At 54.1% G+C, this 22,612-nt stretch carries 20 protein-coding genes and 1 pseudogene; 18 read left to right on the top strand and 3 right to left on the bottom strand.

The window, feature by feature from the left end:
* The first annotated feature begins 179 nt into the window (after nt 1-179).
* From yycF to PACILC2_RS11235, 5 genes are read left to right on the top strand one after another with little or no spacing between them, the layout of a single operon-like run.
* Nucleotides 180-929 (top strand): response regulator YycF, encoded by a 750-nt coding sequence (yycF, locus tag PACILC2_RS11255; protein ID WP_062496400.1) that lies wholly within the window; start codon nt 180-182, stop codon nt 927-929.
* Nucleotides 926-2,758 carry a cell wall metabolism sensor histidine kinase WalK gene (gene walK, locus PACILC2_RS11250; RefSeq protein WP_062489818.1) on the top strand — a complete coding sequence of 611 codons (1,833 nt, stop codon included), beginning with the start codon at nt 926-928 and terminating at the stop codon, nt 2,756-2,758. Before yycF ends, walK begins: the two co-directional genes overlap by 4 nt.
* Nucleotides 2,755-4,482: a YycH family regulatory protein gene (locus PACILC2_RS11245; protein WP_213528914.1), complete on the top strand. Its 1,728-nt coding sequence runs from the start codon at nt 2,755-2,757 to the stop codon at nt 4,480-4,482. The genes walK and PACILC2_RS11245 overlap by 4 nt, the downstream gene beginning before the upstream one ends.
* Nucleotides 4,482-5,270: a two-component system regulatory protein YycI gene (gene yycI / locus PACILC2_RS11240; RefSeq protein ID WP_062489824.1), complete on the top strand. Its 789-nt coding sequence runs from the start codon at nt 4,482-4,484 to the stop codon at nt 5,268-5,270. The genes PACILC2_RS11245 and yycI overlap by 1 nt, the downstream gene beginning before the upstream one ends.
* 1 nt (nt 5,271) lies before the next feature.
* Nucleotides 5,272-6,078: an MBL fold metallo-hydrolase gene (locus PACILC2_RS11235; RefSeq protein ID WP_213528913.1), complete on the top strand. Its 807-nt coding sequence runs from the start codon at nt 5,272-5,274 to the stop codon at nt 6,076-6,078.
* On the opposite strand, the gene PACILC2_RS11230 is transcribed toward PACILC2_RS11235, so the two are convergent.
* Nucleotides 6,047-6,265 (bottom strand): hypothetical protein, encoded by a 219-nt coding sequence (locus PACILC2_RS11230; RefSeq protein WP_062489829.1) that lies wholly within the window; start codon nt 6,263-6,265, stop codon nt 6,047-6,049. The genes PACILC2_RS11235 and PACILC2_RS11230 overlap by 32 nt on opposite strands.
* Nucleotides 6,266-6,581: 316 nt before the next feature.
* On the opposite strand from PACILC2_RS11230, the gene PACILC2_RS11225 reads away from it, so the two are divergent.
* The 3 genes from PACILC2_RS11225 to rlmH all read left to right on the top strand — a co-directional run bounded on the left by PACILC2_RS11225 (nt 6,582) and on the right by rlmH (nt 9,156).
* The gene (locus tag PACILC2_RS11225) at nt 6,582-7,916 is read left to right on the top strand and encodes a S1C family serine protease (RefSeq protein ID WP_213528925.1); all 1,335 of its coding nucleotides are present in this window, start codon (nt 6,582-6,584) and stop codon (nt 7,914-7,916) included.
* A gap of 256 nt (nt 7,917-8,172) precedes the next feature.
* A complete protein-coding gene (locus tag PACILC2_RS11220) occupies nt 8,173-8,340 on the top strand; it encodes a CxxH/CxxC protein (protein ID WP_082655003.1) in 168 nt (55 codons plus the stop codon).
* Nucleotides 8,341-8,676: 336 nt separating this feature from the next.
* Entirely contained in the window at nt 8,677-9,156 is a 480-nt protein-coding gene (gene rlmH / locus PACILC2_RS11215) for a 23S rRNA (pseudouridine(1915)-N(3))-methyltransferase RlmH (RefSeq protein WP_213528924.1), read from the top strand.
* A 248-nt stretch (nt 9,157-9,404) separates the two neighbouring features.
* On the opposite strand, the gene PACILC2_RS11210 is transcribed toward rlmH, so the two are convergent.
* Nucleotides 9,405-9,767, bottom strand: a complete 363-nt coding sequence (locus PACILC2_RS11210; RefSeq protein ID WP_213528912.1) for a winged helix-turn-helix transcriptional regulator — start codon at nt 9,765-9,767, stop codon at nt 9,405-9,407.
* Nucleotides 9,768-9,902: 135 nt separating this feature from the next.
* On the opposite strand from PACILC2_RS11210, the gene PACILC2_RS11205 reads away from it, so the two are divergent.
* The 4 genes from PACILC2_RS11205 (at nt 9,903) to PACILC2_RS11190 (ending at nt 15,535) form a co-directional block, all read left to right on the top strand.
* Nucleotides 9,903-10,625, top strand: a complete 723-nt coding sequence (locus PACILC2_RS11205; RefSeq protein WP_213528911.1) for an NAD(P)-dependent oxidoreductase — start codon at nt 9,903-9,905, stop codon at nt 10,623-10,625.
* Complete coding sequence (locus PACILC2_RS11200) at nt 10,626-11,072, top strand: DUF2269 family protein (RefSeq protein ID WP_213528910.1); 447 nt, start codon at nt 10,626-10,628, stop codon at nt 11,070-11,072.
* A 396-nt stretch (nt 11,073-11,468) separates the two neighbouring features.
* On the top strand, nt 11,469-12,245 hold the full coding sequence (locus PACILC2_RS11195; RefSeq protein WP_213528909.1) for a HigA family addiction module antitoxin: 777 nt from the start codon (nt 11,469-11,471) through the stop codon (nt 12,243-12,245).
* Nucleotides 12,236-15,535, top strand: a complete 3,300-nt coding sequence (locus tag PACILC2_RS11190; RefSeq protein ID WP_213528908.1) for a hypothetical protein — start codon at nt 12,236-12,238, stop codon at nt 15,533-15,535. The genes PACILC2_RS11195 and PACILC2_RS11190 overlap by 10 nt, the downstream gene beginning before the upstream one ends.
* 233 nt (nt 15,536-15,768) lie before the next feature.
* Here PACILC2_RS11190 and PACILC2_RS11185 read toward each other — a convergent pair whose 3' ends face one another.
* Nucleotides 15,769-16,287, bottom strand: coding sequence for a hypothetical protein (locus tag PACILC2_RS11185; RefSeq protein ID WP_213528907.1), 519 nt, complete (start codon nt 16,285-16,287; stop codon nt 15,769-15,771).
* Between the two features lie 485 nt (nt 16,288-16,772).
* Here PACILC2_RS11185 and PACILC2_RS11180 point away from each other — a divergent pair, with 485 nt between their 5' ends.
* The 6 genes and pseudogenes from PACILC2_RS11180 to PACILC2_RS11155 all read left to right on the top strand — a co-directional run bounded on the left by PACILC2_RS11180 (nt 16,773) and on the right by PACILC2_RS11155 (nt 22,609).
* Nucleotides 16,773-17,468: a DUF3800 domain-containing protein gene (locus tag PACILC2_RS11180; RefSeq protein ID WP_213528906.1), complete on the top strand. Its 696-nt coding sequence runs from the start codon at nt 16,773-16,775 to the stop codon at nt 17,466-17,468.
* Nucleotides 17,469-17,976: 508 nt separating this feature from the next.
* A complete protein-coding gene (locus tag PACILC2_RS11175; protein ID WP_213528905.1) occupies nt 17,977-18,429 on the top strand; it encodes a helix-turn-helix domain-containing protein in 453 nt (150 codons plus the stop codon).
* A 484-nt stretch (nt 18,430-18,913) separates the two neighbouring features.
* A pseudogene (gene mqo / locus PACILC2_RS11170) lies at nt 18,914-20,408 on the top strand (malate dehydrogenase (quinone)).
* A gap of 173 nt (nt 20,409-20,581) precedes the next feature.
* Nucleotides 20,582-20,899: a hypothetical protein gene (locus PACILC2_RS11165; protein WP_213528904.1), complete on the top strand. Its 318-nt coding sequence runs from the start codon at nt 20,582-20,584 to the stop codon at nt 20,897-20,899.
* Between the two features lie 40 nt (nt 20,900-20,939).
* On the top strand, nt 20,940-21,371 hold the full coding sequence (locus PACILC2_RS11160; RefSeq protein WP_213528903.1) for a hypothetical protein: 432 nt from the start codon (nt 20,940-20,942) through the stop codon (nt 21,369-21,371).
* The gene (locus tag PACILC2_RS11155) at nt 21,368-22,609 is read left to right on the top strand and encodes a glycosyltransferase family 2 protein (RefSeq protein WP_213528902.1); all 1,242 of its coding nucleotides are present in this window, start codon (nt 21,368-21,370) and stop codon (nt 22,607-22,609) included. The genes PACILC2_RS11160 and PACILC2_RS11155 overlap by 4 nt, the downstream gene beginning before the upstream one ends.
* Nucleotides 22,610-22,612 lie beyond the last annotated feature (3 nt).

Here is a 22,612-nt window from a genome sequence, read left to right as displayed (position 1 = left end):
GCGGCGCTCTTTCCTATTTCATGCTATACTTGGATTATCTTTACACGAAGCGCCGTTATTTTGCCGTTTTCCGCTCGCCCGGGACGGCAAAGCCGCGAAGGCCGATGCCCGGTCATCTTGGGCGTAGGCGCCGCGGTGTGGTAGAATGAAACTAGTTATAAGACGGGCAGGTGATTTCGGTGCAGGGAAAAATTTTGGTTGTGGACGATGAACAGCCGATTGCGGATATATTGAAGTTCAACCTGGAGAAGGAAGGCTATCAGGTGATTTGCGCGTTTGACGGCGGCGAGGCGGTCAGACTGGCGTTCGAGGAGTCGCCCGATCTGATTCTGCTCGATCTGATGCTGCCGGTGAAAGACGGCATGGATGTATGCCGCGAAGTCAGAACCCGGCTGCAGGTCCCGATTATTATGCTGACGGCGAAGGATACGGAAATCGACAAGGTGCTCGGCCTGGAGCTCGGGGCCGATGACTATGTTACGAAGCCGTTCGGCACGCGCGAGCTGCTGGCGCGGATCAAGGCGCATCTGAGGCGCCAGCAGAAGCTGACGGGGGCCGTCGGCACGAACGAAGCGCCGCACGGAGACGCCGGGCAGGAGAAGCAGGGGCTGGCCATTTTCAACCTGTTCATCGATACCGATATGTACGTCGTCTACAAGAACGGGGAACCGCTTGACCTTACGCATCGCGAGTATGAGCTGGTGTACTATTTGGCGCGCAACAGCGGCAAGGTGATGACGCGCGAGCATCTGCTGCAAGCCGTGTGGGGATTCGAATATTTCGGCGACGTTCGTACGGTGGATGTGACGATCCGCCGGCTGCGCGAGAAGATCGAGGATGATCCGAGCCGTCCGGAATATATTTTGACCCGGCGCGGTCTCGGCTACATGATGCGGAATCCGAAATCGGGAGGCTACGGATTCGGATGATCGGCCGCCGCTTCTTCCGCACGGTTCAATTCAAGCTGATCGTAATCTATGTGCTGCTTATTCTGATTGCGATGCAGCTGATCGGGGTCTACTTCGTCAGTACGGTCAAGCATTCGCTGAAGGATAACTTCACCGCGAATTTGAACGACCAGGCGAATCTGCTGTCGAATATGGTGGCGCAAAGCTTGGCGGGATTGAGCGAGCCGGACGGGAGAACGGACGAGTCGCCGGCGGACAGCCTGAATTTCTTCGTGCACAATTTGTTCGGCGTCAGCGAGGCGGAAATTCAGGTGCTCGATGCGAACGGCAAAGTGCTGGCGACATCGCAGCAGGACCAACAAGCCTATGTCGGGCAGAAAAACACTTCGCTTGCGGTCAGCCGCGCGCTGCAGAGCATTCGCGACAATGAAGAGGAAGTGGTCGACGAGGACGGCGTCCGCAAGAAGATGATTGCCCAGCCGGTCATGAACGAGGGCAAAGTCGTCGGCGCGGTCTATATCGTCGCCTCGATGAACGAACTGTACGATACAGTGGAGCGGGTCAACCGCATTTTCGTATCGGGGATGCTGCTTGCGCTCGGGCTGACCGGTGTGCTCGGCGTGCTGCTTGCGCATACGATTACGAGCCCGATCAAGGCGCTGACGAAGCACGCGGCGGCGGTTGCGGAAGGGCGGTTCGACCAGCAGGTGCCGGTTCTCGGCGACGACGAAATCGGCCGGCTGAGCGCGGCCTTCAACGATATGACGAAGCGGCTGCGGGAGGCGCTGTCGGTCAACGAGGAAGAGAAGGAGAAGCTGGCCTCGATTTTGTCGAATATGAGCGACGGCGTCGTCGCCGCCGATGAGCGGGGCATTGTCATGGTGTGGAACTGGCGCGCGCTCGACCTGCTCGGCGTGTCGTCCTGCGAAGGCTGCGGGCTGGCGGAGCTGCTTGGCGTATCGAAGGAGAAGCTCGCGGACTGGATGGGGACGGCGACGCGCTCGGCGATCATACGGCGGGAGCCGGCGGAAGGCGGCGAAGAAGGCGTGCTGCGCGTCACGTTCTCGCCGATCCACCGGCGCGACGAGGGTATCGCCGGAACGATCGCGGTGCTGCAGGATGTGACGGAGCAGGAGAAGCTGGAGCAGTCGCGGCGGGAGTTCGTCGCCAACGTGTCGCATGAGCTGCGCACGCCGCTGACGACGATCCGCAGCTATGCCGAAGCGCTCGAGGACGGAGCGCTCGAGGAGCGGCAGCTGGCCGCACGGTTCATCGGCGTCATCCGCAACGAGACCGAGCGAATGATCCGGCTTGTGACTGACCTGCTGCACCTGTCGCGGCTCGACTCGCAGCAGGCGCAGCTGCGCAGGCAGAAGATGAATATATCGGATATGCTGGACGAGGTGGCGGACCGCTTCTCGTTCCAGCTGCGGCAGAAGGCGATCCGGGTGTCGGTTCGTGTCGAGGAAGGCGTGCCGGACGTCTGGCTGGACCGGGACCAGATCGATCAGGTGCTCGACAATCTCATGTCGAACGCGATCAAATATACGTTGGACGGCGGACGGATCGAGCTGTCGGCTTACCGGCGGGACGCTTCGACGATCGCGATTTCCGTGCGGGATACCGGCATCGGCATACCGAAGAAGGATTTGAACCATATTTTCGACCGGTTCTATCGCGTCGACAAAGCGCGTTCCCGCAATATGGGCGGTACCGGCCTCGGGCTGTCGATTGCCCGGGAAATAGTCAAAGCCCATGGCGGCACCATCACGTTGGAATCGGAGTTGAACGTCGGCACGACGGTGACGTTTACGCTGCCCGTTCCGCACGAAGGGAGTGAGCCGGCATGATGGAGAAACTGAAGTCCGCCATACTTGCCGTGCTCGTGGCGCTCAGTCTGGTGCAAAGCTATTTTCTGACGTATCAGGTGCCGGGTCTCGGCGCGACGGTGAGGACGGAGCAGGACTATGTCAATGCCGAGCCGATGGGGCGGGAAGAGCAGCTGGAACATTTGGTGTTTCCGGAGCAGATGGTGCTGCATTTCGGCCGGAGCCGGCATACGGTGCTGCATCCGGACGACACGTTCTATAACTTGATCTACGGCGCGCTGCAAAGCCGGGAATTTGGCGGATTTCGGCGCGAAACGGTATATTCGGTCGACTGGGACGTCATCCGCGATCGCGATACGGGCGTGGAGCTGCGGTTCGGCACCGGCATACCGGTCGAATTGCTGCGCAAATCGCTCAAGCTCGACGATGAGCCGGGGATGGCGGACGAGCTGATCAACCGGATATGGATTTACAAGAAGCACGATTCCGATGAAGTGATGACCTACTTTTTCAGCGCCGACGGACGGACGGTGTTCGAAGCGGTGAAAGCCGATCTGACGGTAAGCGATGTCGACGATTATGTCGGATTCGGCGAATATTGGACGCTGTACGAGCCGACGCCGGACGGGCTGTATATTCCGACAAGGCCGGTCAAATCGGTCGAAGCGGTCATCGGCTACGAGACGTACTCGCCGGAGCTGATGCGGCGCAATCTGTTCTTCGACCCGGCCGTCACGCGTGCGCTGGAGAAGCGCGGCGACTCGCAGATTTATACGGACGGCAAGCGCGGTCTGCGCGTGGAGCAGGACGGCAAATGGCTGGAATATACCGATCCCGCCGCCCCGCAGGAAGGGCGGGTGAGCCAAAGCGAGCATGTGTACGCATCGGTTCAGTTCGTCAACGAGCACGGCGGCTGGGACGGCCGTCATCGGCTGGCTTCGGCCGAGGTCGACGGGGAGCGCGGTTACGTGGAGTTCCAGCAGTATTACGGGACATACCCGATTGTTACCGTCGCTCCGTTCCGCTTCGGCTATATGAGCCTTACGCTGCAGCAGGGCGTCGTTGTCGAATATGAACGATCGCTGATTACGCTGCGGGAGAGGCCGGAGAGCAAGCAAGTCCGCTGGCTGCCCGGCGGCGAGGCGCTGGAGCGGGCGCTGCAGGGGTATGACCGGCGTTCGGAGGTCAAGGCGCTGTACCCGGCGCTGCAGGCTTTGCCGGCCGAAGAGGGGCTGATCCGCTTCGAGCCGGTATGGGCGGTCCGTCTGACCGACGGCACGCAGCATATTCTGCTCGGCGGAATGCCGCCTTCGTTCGACGGCTCGGCGCTGGGGACGGAAGTCCTTGTTCAGCCGGATGAGGAAGGCGCCGGGGAGGACGGCCGCGATGCGGAGGGTGCGCAGGACGAAACCGGATCAAGCGGCCGTTCGGCGGGCGGGAACACCGCAGAGCGGAACGGAGATTCGGGAGATGCGAATAGTGCGGAGCGGAGCGGCGATCCGGGAACGGAGCCGGATGAAGCGCAGGAAGGGGCCGTCCGGGAGCGCGAAGCCGGAGGCGGACCGGTGGGCGGACCGGATGGCGGAGAAGCGGAAGCCGCCTTCCTGCATCCGGAAGCCGGGGCGGCTGTCCCGCTGCGGGGAGCTGGCGCATCCCGTTCCGGCGGCGCAGGGCATGGCTTGCTGCAGCCAAGCAACCTGGCGGGAATGAAGGCCGTCCCGGAACAGGCGGGGGGTGACGGCTAATGGACTGGGGACGTGCGAAAAGCGTGCTCATACTCGCCTTTCTGCTCCTGAATATTGTACTGGCTTACCAGCTGTGGACAGATATTCGGGAGCAGCTGAACGCGAACGTCAATCTTAAAGATTTGCAGCCCGAGACGCTAAGCGTCATGCAGCAGAAGAACATCCAGCTCGGGGCCACGGCGAGCATTCCGGACGAAACGCCGAAGCTGAAGGATTTGACCTACCGCATTACGGCGCTGCCGGAAGATGACGAGCGGGAGGAGCTGCCGGAGCCGGTCGACAGCAAAATTATTTTTTCCGAGAAAGAACTGTTGAAGCAACTCGGCGGCATCATACCGGATCTGGAGCTGTACGCTTTCGATCCCGCGGCGAGCGAAGACGGGGTGTTCGTCCTGTATCGGATGGTTGACGGGAGGCCGATGTACGATGTTGAGCTAAAGCTGTATTACCGCAACCAGAAGATCGAGGCGTACAGCCAGAAGCGGGTGGAGCTCAGCCAGACCGACGAAGCGAAGGAGCAGACGGTGTTGCCGGCCTCAAGAGCGATCGGGCCGCTCATTACGAATTATTTGCCGAACGGGACGACGATCAAGGAAATTCGCCTCGGCTATCACGGACAAATTTTCGATTCCGAAACGCAGGTGGCGGCGCCGGCCTGGCGGGTGTTGCCGGAAGAAGGAAAGCCGTATTTCGTTCATGCGATCAGCGGCGAAGTATTCAGCGAGAAGGATCACGCGCAAACAGGGGAAGACGACCGGGAAGAGGGAGAAAGGACAGGACAGGAATAATATGGGACTGCGGTTTACGGTACTGGCGAGCGGCTCTACCGGCAATGCGACGATCGTTCAGGGGAACGGAGCGACCGTCATGGTAGATGCCGGCCTCAGCGCCAGAAAGCTGGAAGCGTTAATGGCGGAGCGCGGCGTGGCGGGGCATCATCTCGATGCCCTGCTCGTCACGCATGAGCATTCGGATCATATTAAAGGGCTCGGCGCGATCGCGCGCAAGTACGGGCTTCGGGTATTCGCCAATGAGGCGACCTGGAACGCGATGGAGCGGCAGGTCGGCCAGATCGAGCCGGAGAAACGGGTCGTCATCGAAACGGGCGAGACGATCGATTTTGGCGGCATGAAGGTGCAATCCTACCCGATCTCGCACGATGCGGCGGAGCCGGTAGGCTTCTGCTTCTATGAGGATGGCGAGAAGCTCAGCCTCGCTACCGATCTCGGTTATGTAAGCGACAAAGTAAAGCATCAGATCGAAGATTCGGATGTGCTCGTGCTGGAAGCGAACCACGATACCGAGATGCTCCGGATGGGGCGGTATCCGTGGAATATCAAGCGGCGCATTCTCGGCGACACCGGGCATTTATCCAACGTGGCGGCGGGAGAGGCATTATGCGAGCTGCTGACTGATCGGACGAAGCGGGTCTATCTGGCGCATCTGAGTCTCGATCACAATTTGCACGATTTGGCGCGGTTGACGGTTATTCAGCAGCTCGAAGACCGCGGCATCTTTTTCAAGAAAGACGAAATCCCGCTGAGAGACACCTATCATGACCGGCCTACCCCATGGGACGAAGTTCGCCGCCGATAAGGTTGTCCATTTCGGCCTCCAGCAAGGCCGATTTGCGTTCGATTTCCTCGCGGGTAAGCAGCCCTTTGTCGATAAGGAGCTCGAGGGTGGCGCTCAGGGCTAGCAGCGTGCGGTAATGATCGTTTTTCAAATCGGCGATAGCGGCGCCCAGCTGGACATGCTCCCAGGCGGAATTTTTATTTTTCATCGGAACGTCTCCTTTGTTTTCTATTATCTATATACTATTGTAGACGGATGAATCCAAAACATTCCTGGCGTTTCCGATTCTGAAGCATGAACGTCATAATCCTTAAGTTTTAACGTATAATCCCTGCAAATTTTGCGCAACTTCCCGCGGCTCTGTTTCGTTATACATAGTAGAGGATTTTTGCGCCCATTCGGTTTGGTTTGAAAATAGATGGGGATTTTATTTCCGCCGCGCAACGGCGTTTCTCCGTTTAAGCCGGCGAAGCCGTTTATGTTCGTATGTGCTTGTTGCCTGGCATCGAGGGGAGTGAGAGATGATGGGCCTTTTTGATGACAATTTTTACTCGACGAAAGTGACGCGGCGCGCCCGAAAGGAAAAGATGAGGGAGATGCCCTTCCGATTCGGCCGAACGGGCAATTGGTCCAGCCTGCGAATTGCGGCGGTGTCGTCGCTGGCCAGCGCGATTGTCGCGGTGCTGCTGTTTACGCTGGTGACAGGCGCCGGATTCGGTTCTAACCGGTCGAATGGCAATCACGCCATGCCGGTGGCCGCTACGTCCGGTCTGTCGAACGATCCGCTGGAGCGGACGATTCAGGCGTCCGCCAAAGTGCGGCCTGCCGTAGTCAGCATTATTAATGAACAATCCGTATCGGGACAGCTCGGGCTGGACGAAGAGACGGACAATCCGGACGACAACCCGCTCGAAGAAGCGGGCGTCGGCTCCGGTGTCATCTATGCGAAAGCGAAAGGGAAGGCGCTCGTCATCACGAACTATCATGTCGTCGCCAATGCGGATAAGGTGAAGGCGGTGCTGCTGTCCGGCGAAACCCGGGAGGCCAAGGTGGTCGGCAAGGACCAGATCTCCGATCTGGCGGTATTGGAGATTGACGGCAAAGGAATCGACACGGTTGCGGAGATCGGCGATTCTTCCAAGCTGCGGCAGGCGGAATGGGTAATCGCGATCGGCAATCCGCTCGGACTCGGCGACTCGATCTCGATGGGCATCGTAAGCAAGACGCGGCGCACGATTCCGGTATCGCTCAATCAGGACGGGGTATACGACTGGGAGATGGAAGTGATCCAGATCGACGCGTCGATCAACCAGGGAAACAGCGGAGGGCCGCTGATCGACCTAAACGGGCGCGTCGTCGGCATCAACAGTATGAAAATTGCCGATTTCGGCGTGGAAGGCGTCGGCTTTGCCATTCCGATCAACGACGTCATGCCGATTGTCGAGAAGCTGCGCGAGCAGGGCAAGATCGCACGGCCGTATCTCGGCATCTACTCGATTGATCTGGAGCAGCACCGCAAGCAGCAAAAATGGCTGATCGAAGGGGAAGAGGAGACGGACGAAGAAGCCGAAGTCGAGGAATCGGACGATTTGGACGAAGAGACGATTCGGGTGCCGGATGACGTGTCGGAAGGCATTATCGTCCTCGAAGCGGTCGGGCCGGCGAAGAAGGCGGGGCTGAAGTTCAGCGATCTGATCGTGAAGCTCGACAAGCAGGATGTCGGCAGCACGCTGGAGCTGCGCAAATATTTATATAGCGAGAAGAAGATCGGGGATTCAGTGGAAGTGACGTTTTACCGGAACGGGGAGAAGATGACGACCAAGCTCAAGCTGGAAGAGCGAACCGACGAGGAAGAGTAGCGGAACCATGGAGGCCAGAGGTCGGGAAGGGCGGCTGAGCCGGTTGCCCTTCCGGCCGAGATGCCGCCCGGTCGTTGGGGAAGAGCAAGCGTCGGTCGGCCGGGCCGAAGCGGGATTAAACCGCTTGCCGAAGGACAGACTGGATGGTAGGATAGAACTTGCGCGGATTTAAGGACGGCCTCTGCCATTCGTCTGGCGTGGGGGCGTGTGCAGCCGCGTGAAATGTCAACGAAAGAACGAGGGACATCGGCCAAGCATGTATTGTGTATGCAAAGAGCATGTAGAACTGGCGATCGACAAATTCGTGGACGAGTACGAGGATGCGCCGGATATCGTGGACTTGAAGGAAACGAAATTCGCGGATTGGGAGCCTCCCGTACAATGCGAACTGTGCGATAAGCCGGCGACGTTTCTGGTAGTTTAGCATGTGGTGAGGAGTTAAGCCGAATATAGGCGATCGGCAGCGGCCCGCTTTGAATCCTGTAAAGGAGGATGAGCGGGTTTTTGCGTTGTTCGAGGCTTGTGGTACGATGTAGAGGGTCCGGATGGAAATGGTCCGGATGGAAATGGTTCGGATGGAGATGGGATTAGACAGGGGTTAGGGACAGAGATAGAGTTAGGGTTAAGATTAGGATAGAGTCAAATCTGGGTCAGGATCAGGGTTAGGATATAGGATTAGGGGTAGGGTTTGGAACGTCCGGCTGGTCCTGGCGTGATCGAAATAGATCGAAACTTTGCGAAGGAGTTGCCCAATTAATTGATGCAGATACAGATTATTGCAGTAGGGAAACTGAAGGAGAAGTATTGGAACGAAGGAGTGGCGGAATACCGGAAGCGGCTCGGGCCGTATGCCAAGCTGGACTTGCGCGAAGTGCCGGACGAGAAGGCGCCCGATTCCTTGAGCGAAGCGGAGGCGGAACAGGTGAAAGCGCGCGAGGGCGAGCGCATTCTCGCCGCGCTGAAGCCGGACGCGCATGTGATCGCGCTGGCCATCGACGGCGAGGCGTGGACGAGCGAGCAGCTCGCCGCGCATCTGGCCAAGCAAGCCGTATACGGCGGCGGCTCCGTCGCCTTCGTCATCGGCGGCTCGCTCGGCCTGTCGCCGGCGGTACTGGCTCGGGCGGACAAGCGGCTCTCCTTCGGCCGCATGACGTATCCGCACCAGCTGATGCGCGTGCTGCTGCTGGAGCAGGTGTACCGGGCGTTCAAGATTAACCGGGGGGAACCTTATCACAAGTGACGGCGAAAAATTTGAGTGAAGAGGGTAAAGACATTTATAAGTGTGAAAGAAAAGTTCCTTAGAAACATGGTTATCCCCCTCGAGATAGGCTCTAGGGGTTTTTTGTACTAGCTAACGACGTCGTGTTCGATCCTTCTCTCCCCTTGAAGTTATGGTCGTGGCTCGATAAAGCAGAGGAGGCAGGCGATAGATGTCTCTATCCGCTGCCTCTTTGCCGCGTTTATTTAACCTTTTCCCAGCCTCGAAGTTTACCCCTGCACTTGTTGTACCGGCATGCTGCTGGCGAGCTGCTGATGGTCCCTTCCCCAATTACACATGGCCTGCATGACCGGCACGAGAGTCCGTCCGTATTCGCTAAGGGAATATTCGACTTTGGGCGGAACTGTAGGGTAGATCGTGCGCGTGACCAGACTTTGATTCTCGAGCTCCCTCAGGTGTTGGGCAAGCATCTTCTGCGTCACTTCGGGAATCCGCCTCTCCAGCTCGCTGAACCGCATCGTGGAGTCCACCAGATGCCACAGGATGGTCGGCTTCCACTTCCCGCCGATCACGTATATGACCGTCTCAATGGGGCATTGTCCCCCAGAAGCCGTCTGTATTCTCGCTTCCATTCGATCCCTCCCATACTTACTTGTAAGTAGGTCCCTTACTCGTAAGTGCGTTCTTAACAAGATTGTATGACCGATGCTAAGCTGGAGTCAACTGGAAGGCCAACTAAATAAGCGATAAGGGAGAGGGAGAGAACGATGAGAATCATTGTGTTCGGAGCAACGGGAAATACGGGGAAGCGGGTATTGGCGGCAGGCGTGGATAAGGGTCATATAATGACGGCTTTCATACGGAGTCCGGAGAAGCTCTTGGAACAGCAAGGCGAGCGGGTCGCGGAACAAGTGAAGGTGATCGCGAAGGACATTCTGGACCCGCAAAGCGTCTATGATGCGCTGGCCAGCCAGGACGTGGCCGTTATTGCGGCCGGAAATGCGGGGCAAGGCGAGGAATTCGTCCGCATCGTCGATAGCATTCTGACCCAATGCGAGGGCCATCCTCAATTCCGCGGCCGCGTATGGGTCATGGGAGGCGCGGGATTGCTCGAAATTGCAGGCACCGGGCTAACCGGCAACGATCTGCCTGGCTTGCCTCCGGTGTTCCTTATCCACCAGCGGAATTTGGATCGGCTTCGCCAGACGAGGCTGAATTGGTCCATTATGTGTCCCGGTACGATGACGGAGGCTGCGGCGGAGTCTTCGCCTGAACGCTTGAAGGTGACCACGGATGTCATTCCCCTTGATTTCCCGGAATCTGTGAAGGACCTGTCGCCAGCCGAGTTGGCTGGCCAATTGTTCAGCCGCATTCAGGAGCTCGACGTTGCTTACGAAGATGTGGTCCGTTGCATGATGGATCATCTCGAGATCGACAGCCCTTTCAAAGGCAAACGAGTGGGAATCGCTTATCGGAGAGTGGCTGAGTAGATGTATAACTACTTGCTGACACTCCACATCATCTCCGCGATGACAGCAATCGTCGCCGTAGCCGGCTATCCATTGGTCATGAGCGGCCTTCGAACGACGGAGCAGGCGAAGTTCGGCTTGACGCTGCTGGAGAAGCTGGCCGTTTTGCCTAAAGTCGGAGGCACGCTGTTGTTCCTTACCGGTCTGGCGTTCGGTTATCAACAGACCTATTTATTCCGACAGTTATGGTACTGGCTTGCGATTGCCCTCTTCGGCGTCATTCTTATCATCATGGCGGCCTTGCTTCCGAACGGCATCAAGCGGCAACGGGCGTTGCTCCACCCGATTCAGGGCGGCACCTTGCCGGATGCCTATCGGAGAAGCCGCCGGCGTTCCCTGCAGTTGGAAGTCATCGCTAACGTCTGTGTCGTGATGTCTATTCTTCTGATGGTATTCCAACCCTCATAATCATACGCTCGGACGGGGACTTGCGGGTTAATCGCGGGTCTCCTTTTGTTTTCGCCGATAGCTACGTTAAGCTGAACCGTATCACAAGTAACGGCAAGTTTTTTTGGGGAGAAACTCCTAGGAAAGCGCATTGATCGGCATGGGTTTGGGATGGGCCACACTTGAGAGAAAAGTCGTCGAAAACGGGCTTCTGCGCGCTTTTTGTGGTCAGAGAACGATGCGGTGCCTGGAGGGGGACTTTTGCTTGCGGAAAGCAAAAGCCCTTCTCCGCCGTTTTGGCGGAAGGGGTCATCTCAAGATCAAAGCGATGGAAAAATTTTCTGAAAAAGTGTAGCGTTACACGATACAATAATAGTGTATTGTGTGACGCTACATTTTTTGTGGGAGTGCGGTGTAATGAAGAACTCGTCAGAAGCGCCTGGTCATCCCGGTACCTACGTCCGCCAGACTATCATTCCCTCGGACATGTCCGTGAAAGAAGCCGCCGAACGACTTGGTGTTGGCAGGCCGGCGCTGTCAAACTTCCTTAATGGAAAGTCGTCCCTGTCCCCCGAAATGGCGGTCAGGTTGGAGAGAGCGTTCGGCGCCGACCGGAAGAAACTGCTTGATATGCAGGCCGCTTACGACCAGCAGATGCGATTGTCTGCTGACAAGGATATCACGGTGCGCGCCTTCGTTCCAAATTTCCTGACCATCAAGGCAAGGCAGATTGAGGACTGGGCCGATAGCCAGATCGACGCCCGCAACCGCCTTCCCGTGTTACTGCGGAAGCTGGTGCACTCGACCAGTAACGACCTCCGCCAGGTAGACTTCCCTGGCTACGACAACGCGCAGCGAAAAGGCTCCGATGGTTTCGTCGAAGCGGGTGTCGCTACACCTTGGGTTCCTGAGGGGAATTCTTATTGGGAGTTCGGGACCGACCAGAACCCGAGTGGCAAAGCCAAGAGTGATTATGCCGCGCGGCTGACCTCGGTCGATCCCGCCGTGCGTGCAAACAGCACCTTTGTCTTCGTGACACCTCGCAATTGGCCTGCTAAGACAGCCTGGGAGAAACGGAAGAACGAGGCTGGCGACTGGAAAGCTGTCAGAGCTATGCGAGCGATCTTGAACAGTGGCTGGAGCAGTCCGTTCCGGCGCAGATCTGGCTTGCAGAACAACTCGCTTTGCCGGTGAGAGGCTACGAAACGCTGGAGCAGGTATGGAGCCGCTGGGCGAATACCAGCGAGCCCCATCTAACGCCCGAAATTTTCGCTCCTTCGATCGCCGCGTACCGGGATACGTTCAAGACTTGGCTTGACAAGCCGAGCAATAGGTCGTTTGTCGTCGCGGCCGACTCGCGGGATGAGGCGCTTGCCTTTCTGGCCTGCCTGTTCGATGATACAGAACTCTGCCAATTCAAAGACCTAGCCGCAGTTTTCACATCACCCGAGGCGCTGAGGACGCTCATTGCGTCATCTGTGCCTTTCATCCCGATAGTTCATTCCGAAGATGCCGAGCGCGAATTAATCGACGCTCATCGCCGGCTTCATTGCATCGTTTACCGCCCCCGTAATGCTGCCGATACGGAAGCCGATATAAAGCTCGACCTTTTGAGCTACGAAGCCTTTAAGAAGGCGCTCACCTCCATGGGAATCGAGGAAGGCGACGTCGACAGGCTTGCAAGGGAATCGGGCCGTTCGCCGACTATTCTGCGCCGCCGTCTCTCTCAGAACGCCGCGATCAGGATGCCGGTATGGGCCGGCGACGACGACAAGGCAAAGGCTCTCGTGCCGATGGCCCTGATCGGCGCCTGGCACGCCGAGACGGAGGCTGATCGGAAGATTGTCTCCAATGTGGCAGATCGAAAGTATGAGACGATCGAAGTCGACATCGCACGCCTGCTTCGGTTCGATGACAGCCCGGTGTGGTCTGCCGGACATTATCGGGGTGTGGCCTCGAAGATCGACGCGTTGTTTGCGATTGCGAGGATGGTTACACCGGCAGACCTCACTCGGTTCTTTGTCGCCGCTGAATACGTCCTTTCCGAGTCCGACCCGGCTCTCGAACTACCGGAAAAGGACAGATGGGCCGCTGCTCTTTACGACAAGACACGCGATCACTCCAGCGCGTTACGCACGGGTATCTGTGAGACACTTGTCATCCTGTCGGTCCACGGCAATAACCTGTTCCAGAGCCGTCTCGGCATTGATGTCGCAGGTCGGGTCGCAGTACTGATCCGCAAACTCCTGACACCATTAACGCTCGAAAAGCTGCTTTCCCACGACCGCGACCTACCGCGCTACGCAGAAGCTGCGCCCGATGAATTCCTCAAGATCATCGAAGATGATCTGCGACGCAACGATCCCGTCGTCTTCGGTCTTCTTAAGCCGGTTGACAGTAGCTTGTTCGGGGTATCACCATCGCGCACTGGCCTTCTCTGGGGGCTGGAATGCCTGGCCTGGAAACCGCAAAATCTTCCGCGCGTGTCGGCGATACTCGCCCGGCTTTCCCGGCTGAAAATCGACGATAACTGGGCGAATAAGCCAGACGCCAGCCTTCAGGCTATCTTCAGATCTTGGATGCCACAAACGGCGGCCTCAGTGGAGCAGAGGATCAAGGTATTGGAGATGCTCACCAAGCGTTTCCCAGATGTCGTCTGGGAGATTTGCATCGAGCAAATTAAGCCGGGTTCCCGGATCGGCCACTACAGTTATAGACCCAACTGGCGTGGCGACGCCTCCGGGGCTGGGCAGGTCGTCAAGCGCAAGGAGATGTACGACTTCAATCGAAAGGCTCTAGACCTCCTGATTGCTTGGCCGTCTCACGACGAAAAGACACTTGGAGATCTCGTTGAGTCTCTCCAGGGCATGCCTGAGGAAGACCAAACCAAGGTCTGGAATCTGATCGATGAATGGTCAAAGAACGCTGGCGAGTCCGCCAAAGCAGCGCTGCGCGAGCGCATTCGGCAGTTCGCTTTTACCCGGCGAAGCCGCCACCGGAAGCTCGAGGAAGCGACCCGTGATCGTGCCCGCGAAGCCTACGATCGCCTCCGGCCCCAAGATCCAGTCATTCGTCACGGTTGGCTGTTCGCTGATCACTGGGTGCAGGAATCGATTGACGAGATCGAAGAGGAGGATTTCGACTATCGGAAGCGCGACGAGCGGATAGACAGGCTTCGCCACGAAGCGATGACCGACATATGGACCGAGCACGGTTTCGAGGGAGTGAAGGAATTGATCGCCGGCAGCAGCGCAGCCGGCGTTATTGGCCGCTACGCGGCATCGTGTGTCACCGGCGTTAAGCCGCGAGTCGATTTCATCCGGCGCTGCCTTTCCCTTGGCGGAGACCTCCGGAGTAAGGCCGAGTGGTGTTTGCAAGGCTTCCTCTTGGTGATTGGGGACGACTCGCGTGCCGAAGTGTTGCAGACAGCGGCCGAAGAGTTGCCTGCCGAAGAGCGCAAGCGGTTGTTTGTATGCGCGCCGTTCCAAGCATCCACTTGGCGTCTCCTGGACGGGTATGGCGAGGATATCCGCGCTGGGTACTGGAAAGATGTGTTTCCGTCCAGGGGCCGGCACACGCCCGCCGAGCTTACTGAACTGATCGACTCCCTTCTGGAGGCCAGGCGCCCCCGTGCGGCTTTCCACGCCGTTCACATGGATTTTAAGGATATTGAGACCTCTCGCCTCAAGCGGCTGCTGCGCGATGTCGTCACGGTTGATGCCGAACCGGCAGGCCATTTCAAGCTCGACAGCTACTACATTTCCGAGGCATTGGATTCGCTTGATGGACGCGCGGACGTCACCCGTGACGAAATGGCCCAGCTGGAGTTTCTCTTCATCGACGCGCTCGATGACAGCGAGTACGGAATTCCGAATCTTGAACGTCAGCTCGCGAAATCGCCTGTGTTATTTGTTCAAGCGGTGGCACTTGCTTACAAGCGTAGTGACGAAGGCGAGGATCCGCCGGAATGGAGGATCGAGAATCCCGAGCAGCGGGCGGCAGTCGCGTTAGCAGCCCATCGCCTTCTCGACCAGATAACGAAGATCCCTGGCACGGACGAAAACAGAAAAATCGACGCAGCGGCGCTTGCCGCGTGGCTTGCCGAGGTTCGACGTCTATGCCGCGAATACGCTCGGGCCGAGATTGGTGATCATTGTCTTGGTCAATTACTTGCCAAGGCGCCCGTGGGCGAAACCGGCTTATGGCCCTGCGAAGCGGTCTGTGAGGTGATGGAAGGGATAGCATCGCCAGAAATCGGCAGAGGATTTTATATCGGCGTTCATAATTCTCGTGGCGTTCACTGGCGGGGTGAGGGTGGCGACCAGGAGCGCGAGCTCGCTGCAAAATACCGCGCCTTGGCTGAGCGTTTGTACTTTGACTACCCCTATGTCGGGGGGATTCTCGAGGAAATCGCTGAGTCCTATGAACACGAAGCCAGGTGGCATGATTCCAAAGCGAGGATCTCGAAAAGGCTTGGCGATTGAGGGTAAGTGTCGGTATTACGCGAAGGCGTCAACACCAGCCCATGACTGGAGTAACCGCACCACGTCAGTTTCGGTCTGGTCTGAATGCCGCTTTGCGTGCAACTGGGAATAATGGACTCTGCTTAAACAGAATGCGGCTTCAAAAGCTGTTGACCGGCATGGGTTTGGGATGGGCCACCTCGGCTGAAAAGCCGCCGAAAATGGGCTTCTGTAAGCTTTTTGGGGTCACAGAACTATGCGGTACCTGGAGGGGGACTTTTGCTTGCGAAAAGCAAAAGCCCCCTCCGCCGTTTTGGCGGAAGGGGCGAGTTCAAAAAATGCTTGTGGACGGTCGGAGCAAGCTCAATTTCGATGCCCTCGACCTTGCGCCCGTCCTTGACGTGGATCTGCTTGACCACGGTTTGGGGGAGCGTCTTTTGCGTTTCGGGCGGAGACTCGGCGAGCAGTCGCTGGAACTTCGTGAGAGCCTTCCTGACTTGCTGGAGCGGGACGGGGTCGGACGTGCTGTCCGCCAGTTGCCTTTCCGCCTCGGCGTTGCGCCGCGCAAGCTGTTCGTGCTGGACTTTCAGTTCGGTCAGCCGATCGACGAACAGGTCGTCGTCGACGTTGCCCGCCTCGAACAGCTTGAAGAACCTCTTGCGCTGGTTCTCGATCGACGCCAGTTCCTTGTCGATCGCCGCGAGCTCCTTCTGGAGCGGGGTCACGCTTTTTGCTCTGTCCTTGTTGAGCTTCTTGACGATGTCCTCCAGCACCTTGGGCTTCTGGACAACCTTGGCGAGGCGCCTGAAGATGAGCTTTCATGCCCATCTTGACGTTTTCGACGATCGTGTTCCGCTGGAACTCGGCGATGACGCCGGGCATCTGGGGCCTCTAGTTGACGAAAGTACTCGTCGATGTGTTCGACCAGCGCTGCGGGCGTGGTCCCGTCCCGGCGAAGGTCGTTGATGTCCTGCCGGGTTTTGATGGTTCGCATATTTTATCCCTCTGGAAAAAGTTGAAAACCCCTCAGGAAAGGGGTCTTTGTGTGTTGCAAGATCATGATATATGCTTTAAGGTGAAGGCTTTGCGGTTTTGCCAAGGAGTCGATCCACGAAAAGGCGGCGGGCGAAAAACTGGCCGTTACAGACAGCATAAATATGACAAGTATTCTCGCAATTGCCATTTATATTGTAGAGTTCCTATACAAGTTGCTATAATAGGGAAGGCATTGAAGATCTAGGTATAAGGGGCTAATACTATGTACTTAGTTTATGTTGATGAAAGTGGAGATACAGGGTTAACGGGATCACCTACTCCTTACTTTGTACTAAGTGCGTTAGTTGTGCATGAATCTCAATGGAGAAGGCTTTTGGATGATGTTATTCAATTTCGTACGAATATGAGGAATTTTTACGGTCTTAAATTAAGAGAAGAAATTCATGCCGCACATTTCTTTGCAAAGCCCGGAAAACTCGCTCGAATACCCAAACACGATAGACTTCAAATTTGTAAGAGGGCAATAGACTTCCAAGAAAACCTGGGCTATATCAATCTAGTGAATGTAGTTGTAAGGAAAGATGGGAAACCATTAACATTTGATGTTTTCGGAATTGCTTGGAATAGATTGGTGCAAAGAATTGATAATACAATACAATACGGAAATTTCCCTAATGGTAATGGCAGAGGGGTTGATAAGGCTATTATCATTCCCGATCAGACCGACAATAAGAAATTAACTGGATTAATCCGGAGAATGAGGCGGTATAATCCAGTGCCTAACATGGGGGCACCTGGCTATAGAATGCTACAAACTAATCTAATTGCTGAAGATCCTTACTTCAAAGACTCTGCTGGTTCTTTTATCCATCAGCTTGTTGACGTCAATGCATATTTTCTTTATCAAATGCATCATCCAAACTCTTACATTCGTTCGAACAGCTCAAAATTTCTTTAAAAGGTATAATACTGCATTATGTAAGGTAGCTTCACGGAACGATCCTCTTGGTATCGTTTATATATAGTAAACAAAATAAAAGGCCCTGTACGGGCCGGTGGGAGCCTACTACCGAGACGGGCTCGGGTTCAGTTCCAACTTAATTTTACTTGAATATTTATGGGATGTCAAAAGAATAAATTTTTGAACAAGTACAATGGCCACCTTTTTGGTGGCCTAATTGTTATCGTTAAAACTTGCCGTTAAATACAGCGCGCTGAACCGTATCACAAGTAACGGCAAGTTATGATCAGATTAAAATATGTAGCGGTGGTGGTGACCTGAACAACAGGTCACTTTTTTTATAGATGACTTTTGCGGCGATAACTCGACTGTAATACGAAGATGACTTGAGGGAATTTCAATTGCAACCAGGGGTTGCGGGGGCACCGCAACCAAAGCGGTCTTTACTTTCGGTTGGGAATATCCAATAATGGTGAATAAATAACAGAAAGGTTGCTGCTGAAAAATGATATTTGCAGAGAAGCTAAAAATGGAAAGAAAGAAGAAGGGGTGGTCCCAAGAGGAATTAGCAGCGAAACTTTTTGTAAGTCGACAGTCTGTTTCAAAATGGGAAAATGGCCAGAACTATCCGAGCATTGAAGTCATCATTAACTTAAGCGATCTCTTCGGTGTGACGATTGATGAATTATTAAGAAGCGATGAGGAGTTGACCAAGAAAGTGATAAAAGATAGTAAAAAATTAGCCTATCCAAAATTAAAAGCAACATTTGATGTGTTGTTTTTAGCAGGTGTAGTCCTGTTATTGATAAAGTTGGGCGTTCTTGCTTTAAATAAATTAACTCCAATGGACATTACGTTGTTCGGCGGGAAGCTGTTATGGAATTTTGGACCTTTATTTCTGATGGTCGGTGCGGGGATTGGTTCCGGTATCCTCAAAGACAAATATAAAAAAGAGTAACGATGAAATCGCGGAATTGAAAAATAAGACATTACAAATTACCCGAAATCGGATTATGCAGTAATGAACTGGAACGGTTTTATATTCGGACGACATCGATACGAACGGATTTGCGTTACAACATCTTGCATTCTGGAATACAGTCCCAAATTACAATCCTTGCATACAGCCGGGTTTAAGGCCATGAATTTGTGTATTTCCAGGTTTTTTAGGGCCAATACCGTACTTTTTGCCTGCAATGGCATGCCATCACTAAATTTACCGGCTTTAAAATAGAAGATAACTATCATATAATAGAAAATATCTTAATCCATTATTCATAGTGAAGTGATATATTATGATCGGATAGTGAAGCGATACACTATGATTACGTTATATTGATCCGGACAAGGGTGTGACTCGGTCGCACCCTGACTTGCTGTGGAGCCTAAGAAGGAGTGGCTATATCTTTTTTTCAAAATATTAGCGTGTTAGGACGGTAAAAATGGGACAAACCAAAACAGACGTTATCTTGATCGGTGCCGGAATCATGAGTGCGACTTTAGGGTCGCTGCTGAAAGAATTGGCGCCAGACTGGGACATTACGGTGTTTGAGAAGCTGGCGAGCGCAGGAGAGGAAAGCTCTAACGAATGGAATAACGCCGGAACGGGACATGCTGCCTTGTGCGAGCTTAATTACACAGCCGAAAAACCGGACGGATTCATAGATATTAGCAAAGCTGTAAAAGTAAATGAACAGTTTCAAGTTTCCTTGCAGTTCTGGTCTTATCTTGTAAACAGCAATCTGATTCGCAATCCGCAGGACTTTATTATGCCGTTGCCTCATATGAGTTTGGTGCAAGGGGAAAAAAATGTAGCTGTTTTGAAAAACGTTTTGAAACGATGACGGGCAATCCGCTGTTTCAAGGGATGGAATTTTCCGATGACCCGGCAAAATTGACGGAATGGATTCCGCTTATTATGAAAGACCGGGTATTGCATGAACCGATTGCGGCAACAAGAATCGAATCCGGTACGGATGTCAACTTTGGCGCTTTAACGCGCATGCTATTCGACCACTTGAAGAGTAAAAACGTCGAGATCAAATTCAAACATAAAGTCGAGGATATTAAACGTACCGGCGACGGCTTGTGGGAATTGAGAGTGCGGAATATCGACAGCGGCGCCGTCGAGCGCCATACGGCAAAATTCGTCTTTATCGGCGGCGGCGGCGGAAGTCTTCCTTTGCTTCAAAAGTCCGGCATCCCGGAAGGAAAGCATATTGGAGGATTCCCGATAAGCGGCCTGTTTATGGTGTGCAATAATCCGGAGATTGTAGCGCAGCATCATGCCAAAGTCTACGGAAAGGCTAAGGTTGGCGCACCGCCGATGTCTGTACCGCATCTTGACACCAGGTTTATCGATAATAAAAATCGTTGCTTTTCGGACCGTTTGCCGGTTTCTCGCCGAAGTTCTTGAAAACCGGTTCCATGTTCGATTTGTTCGGTTCTGTCAAACCGCATAATGTTATAACGATGCTCGCGGCAGGCGCCAAAAATCTTTCGCTGACAAAATATCTGATCCAGCAAGTGATGCTATCGAAAGAAAAGCGCATGGAAGAGCTGCGGGAGTTTATCCCGAACGCCAGAAGCGAGGATTGGGATTTGCTGGTGGCCGGCCAGCGTGTGCAAGTGATCAAAGATACGGCCGCCGGCGGAAAGGGAACGCTTCAATTCGGTACGGAAGTTGTCAGTGCCGCCGACGGGTCGATCGCCGCGTTGCTCGGCGCTTCTCCGGGCGCTTCGACCGCCGTTTCCGTCATGCTTGAGGTCATCGAAAAATGCTTCCCGCAGCAACTGAAAGCATGGGAACCGAAAATCAAAGAAATGATTCCTTCTTACGGCGTGTCGCTTGCGAAAAATCCGGAGCTTATCCGTGAAATTCATGCTTCGACAGCGCGAACGCTCGGTCTGAACCGCGAACTGCAACCTGTCGTGTAGACCGTACAAATAAATCAAGAAATGAAGCGGCCTCCGTCCATGAATGCCATCGGACAGAGGCCGTTTTGCTTTGCTTTGTATGCTTTCGTCGTCTATTTTAGAAAACGAAAAGGCTGTATAATGGTTTGAGCAGCGGAGCGTAGATGAAAAGCATTTGAGAAGGATAGTGGAGCATGCATCAAAGAACAACTTTCATGAACATCTTTATTCTTTTATGTGCGTCGAATGTAGCAGGAGTTCTTTATCTGGATACTTATGAACTTTTATTTATGTTGTCAGCCAGCTTCCTGATCGGTTTATTGGCGATGTTTACTTCGTCCAGGATCGGCTTTGCTCTGCTTATCGTAAATGTACTGGGACATGGTTTTTACAGCGTGGGGGTTACATGGGGGAAAGAATTAAATTTTGATATACAAATGATCCGAATTTTAAAACAATGCATTTACACGCTGTCCGCTGTCGCTTCGTGGCTGCTGATGTATAGTAATTAATAAAGCGAGAGAGCGATACATAAGTCTTGAAAAAGAAGTCATGGAGCTTCGTAAATTAGAACCTTCCACGGATATATTGACTTTTAATGAATTCATGGAAAGAGCGAAGCTTCTTATTTCCGGAATGAAGCGAAGAGGGGAAAAGGCATATTACGTCGTGTTTGAGGTTTTAGGGGAAAAAGATTATCAAAAGCGTGTGGTTTATGAGAAACTGACCCAATTATTGCTTCAATCCGTGCGAGTCAATTACGATTTGGTCGGTAACGGCGGACACAATCGCATTATTGTTTTTTTGTCCAATACGGGCGAAGAGGGAGTTCAGATCGTATTGCAGCGTCTGGCCCAAAAAGTGGATGCGGAATACAATCTGACGATGAACGATTTTGTGTACAGTATTCATGATGTTGCCGACGATTTCGCGGCTTTCTCTGAGGCTATGGCATCTTGGAGAAGGGGGCATGCAGCATCATGAATACCGTATTAAATTTTGTTGCCATTTGTTTTTGGCTGCTTGTCCTCTACTACTCGATTCTTACAGTGGGCGGTTTTTTGTTTCGTGCCAGAAAAAAGCCGAAAACGAAGCCCTTGAAACATTATCCGAGCGTTGCCGTTTTAATTCCGGCTCATAACGAGGGGGTTGTCATGGCGGATACCCTCCATGCGATGAGTAAGCTGGAATATCCCGGAGAGCTTCACATTTATCTTTTGAACGATAGTTCGACAGATGAGACGGGTGAGATTGCGCAGTATTACGACGATTCTTATGCTCATATTCACCATATTGAAGTTCCGCCCGGCACACCGAGAGGAAAGTCTCGGGTGTTGAATTACGGGATATCGATCAGCCAATCCGATTATGTAGCCGTGTACGATGCCGATAATCAGCCCGAGCCTCAAGCGCTTAGGCTTCTTGTAGAAGCGGCGGAAACGACGCCTCGAGCGGTGGGGGCTGTCGGGTATGTGAAGACGTTGAATGAATCGAAGAATGCGTTGACGCGCATGATTGCTTTGGAGTTTTCCGCATTTCAATTGCTGATGCAGGCCGGGAGATGGGGACTGTTCAAACTCGGCTCGTTAACGGGAACCAATCTCATTATCCGTCGCGACATACTGGAGCGGGTCGGGGGATACGACCCTTATGCGCTCGCTGAAGACGCTGATCTCACGTTGACTTTAACCCGCATTGGCGGTCTGTTGCCGATTGTGCCCGATGCGAGAACATGGGAGCAGGAGCCGGAAAACTTCAAGGTTTGGTTGAGACAGCGTACGCGTTGGATGCAGGGAAATCTGTATTTGATTGAGAAAACGATCAAAAATCCGCGATTGCTGCGCGGAAGAAACTTTATTCATTCGGCGCAGCTCATTCTTGTTTACATCTGTTTCGTATTTTTTCTGCTTGTGTCAGATGTGTGGTTTTTATTGGGACTTGCCGGCAAGGTTCAAAGTACGGCGACGACTCCGCTGCTCATTCTCTGGTTCGAGTTATGGCTGATGTATTACGTCCAGCTCGTTACTGCGCAGATGTCCGATAAAACACTTCGTCCGATCGATTTATTGGTATCGTTTTTGATGTATTTTTCATATGCCCAATTATGGCTTTTCCTGCTTATAAGAGGCGTTTACTATCAAATCAAATTAAAACTTACCAAGAAGGAACCGATTTGGGACAAGACGGCACGGTTCAAGCAGGGAAGAAATATAATCGGGTAGATG

The sequence above is a fragment of the Paenibacillus cisolokensis genome (assembly GCF_018403665.1).
Classification (GTDB): Bacteria; Bacillota; Bacilli; order Paenibacillales; family Paenibacillaceae; genus Paenibacillus_AH; species Paenibacillus_AH cisolokensis.
This window is presented reverse-complemented; position numbering and strand designations above follow the sequence as displayed.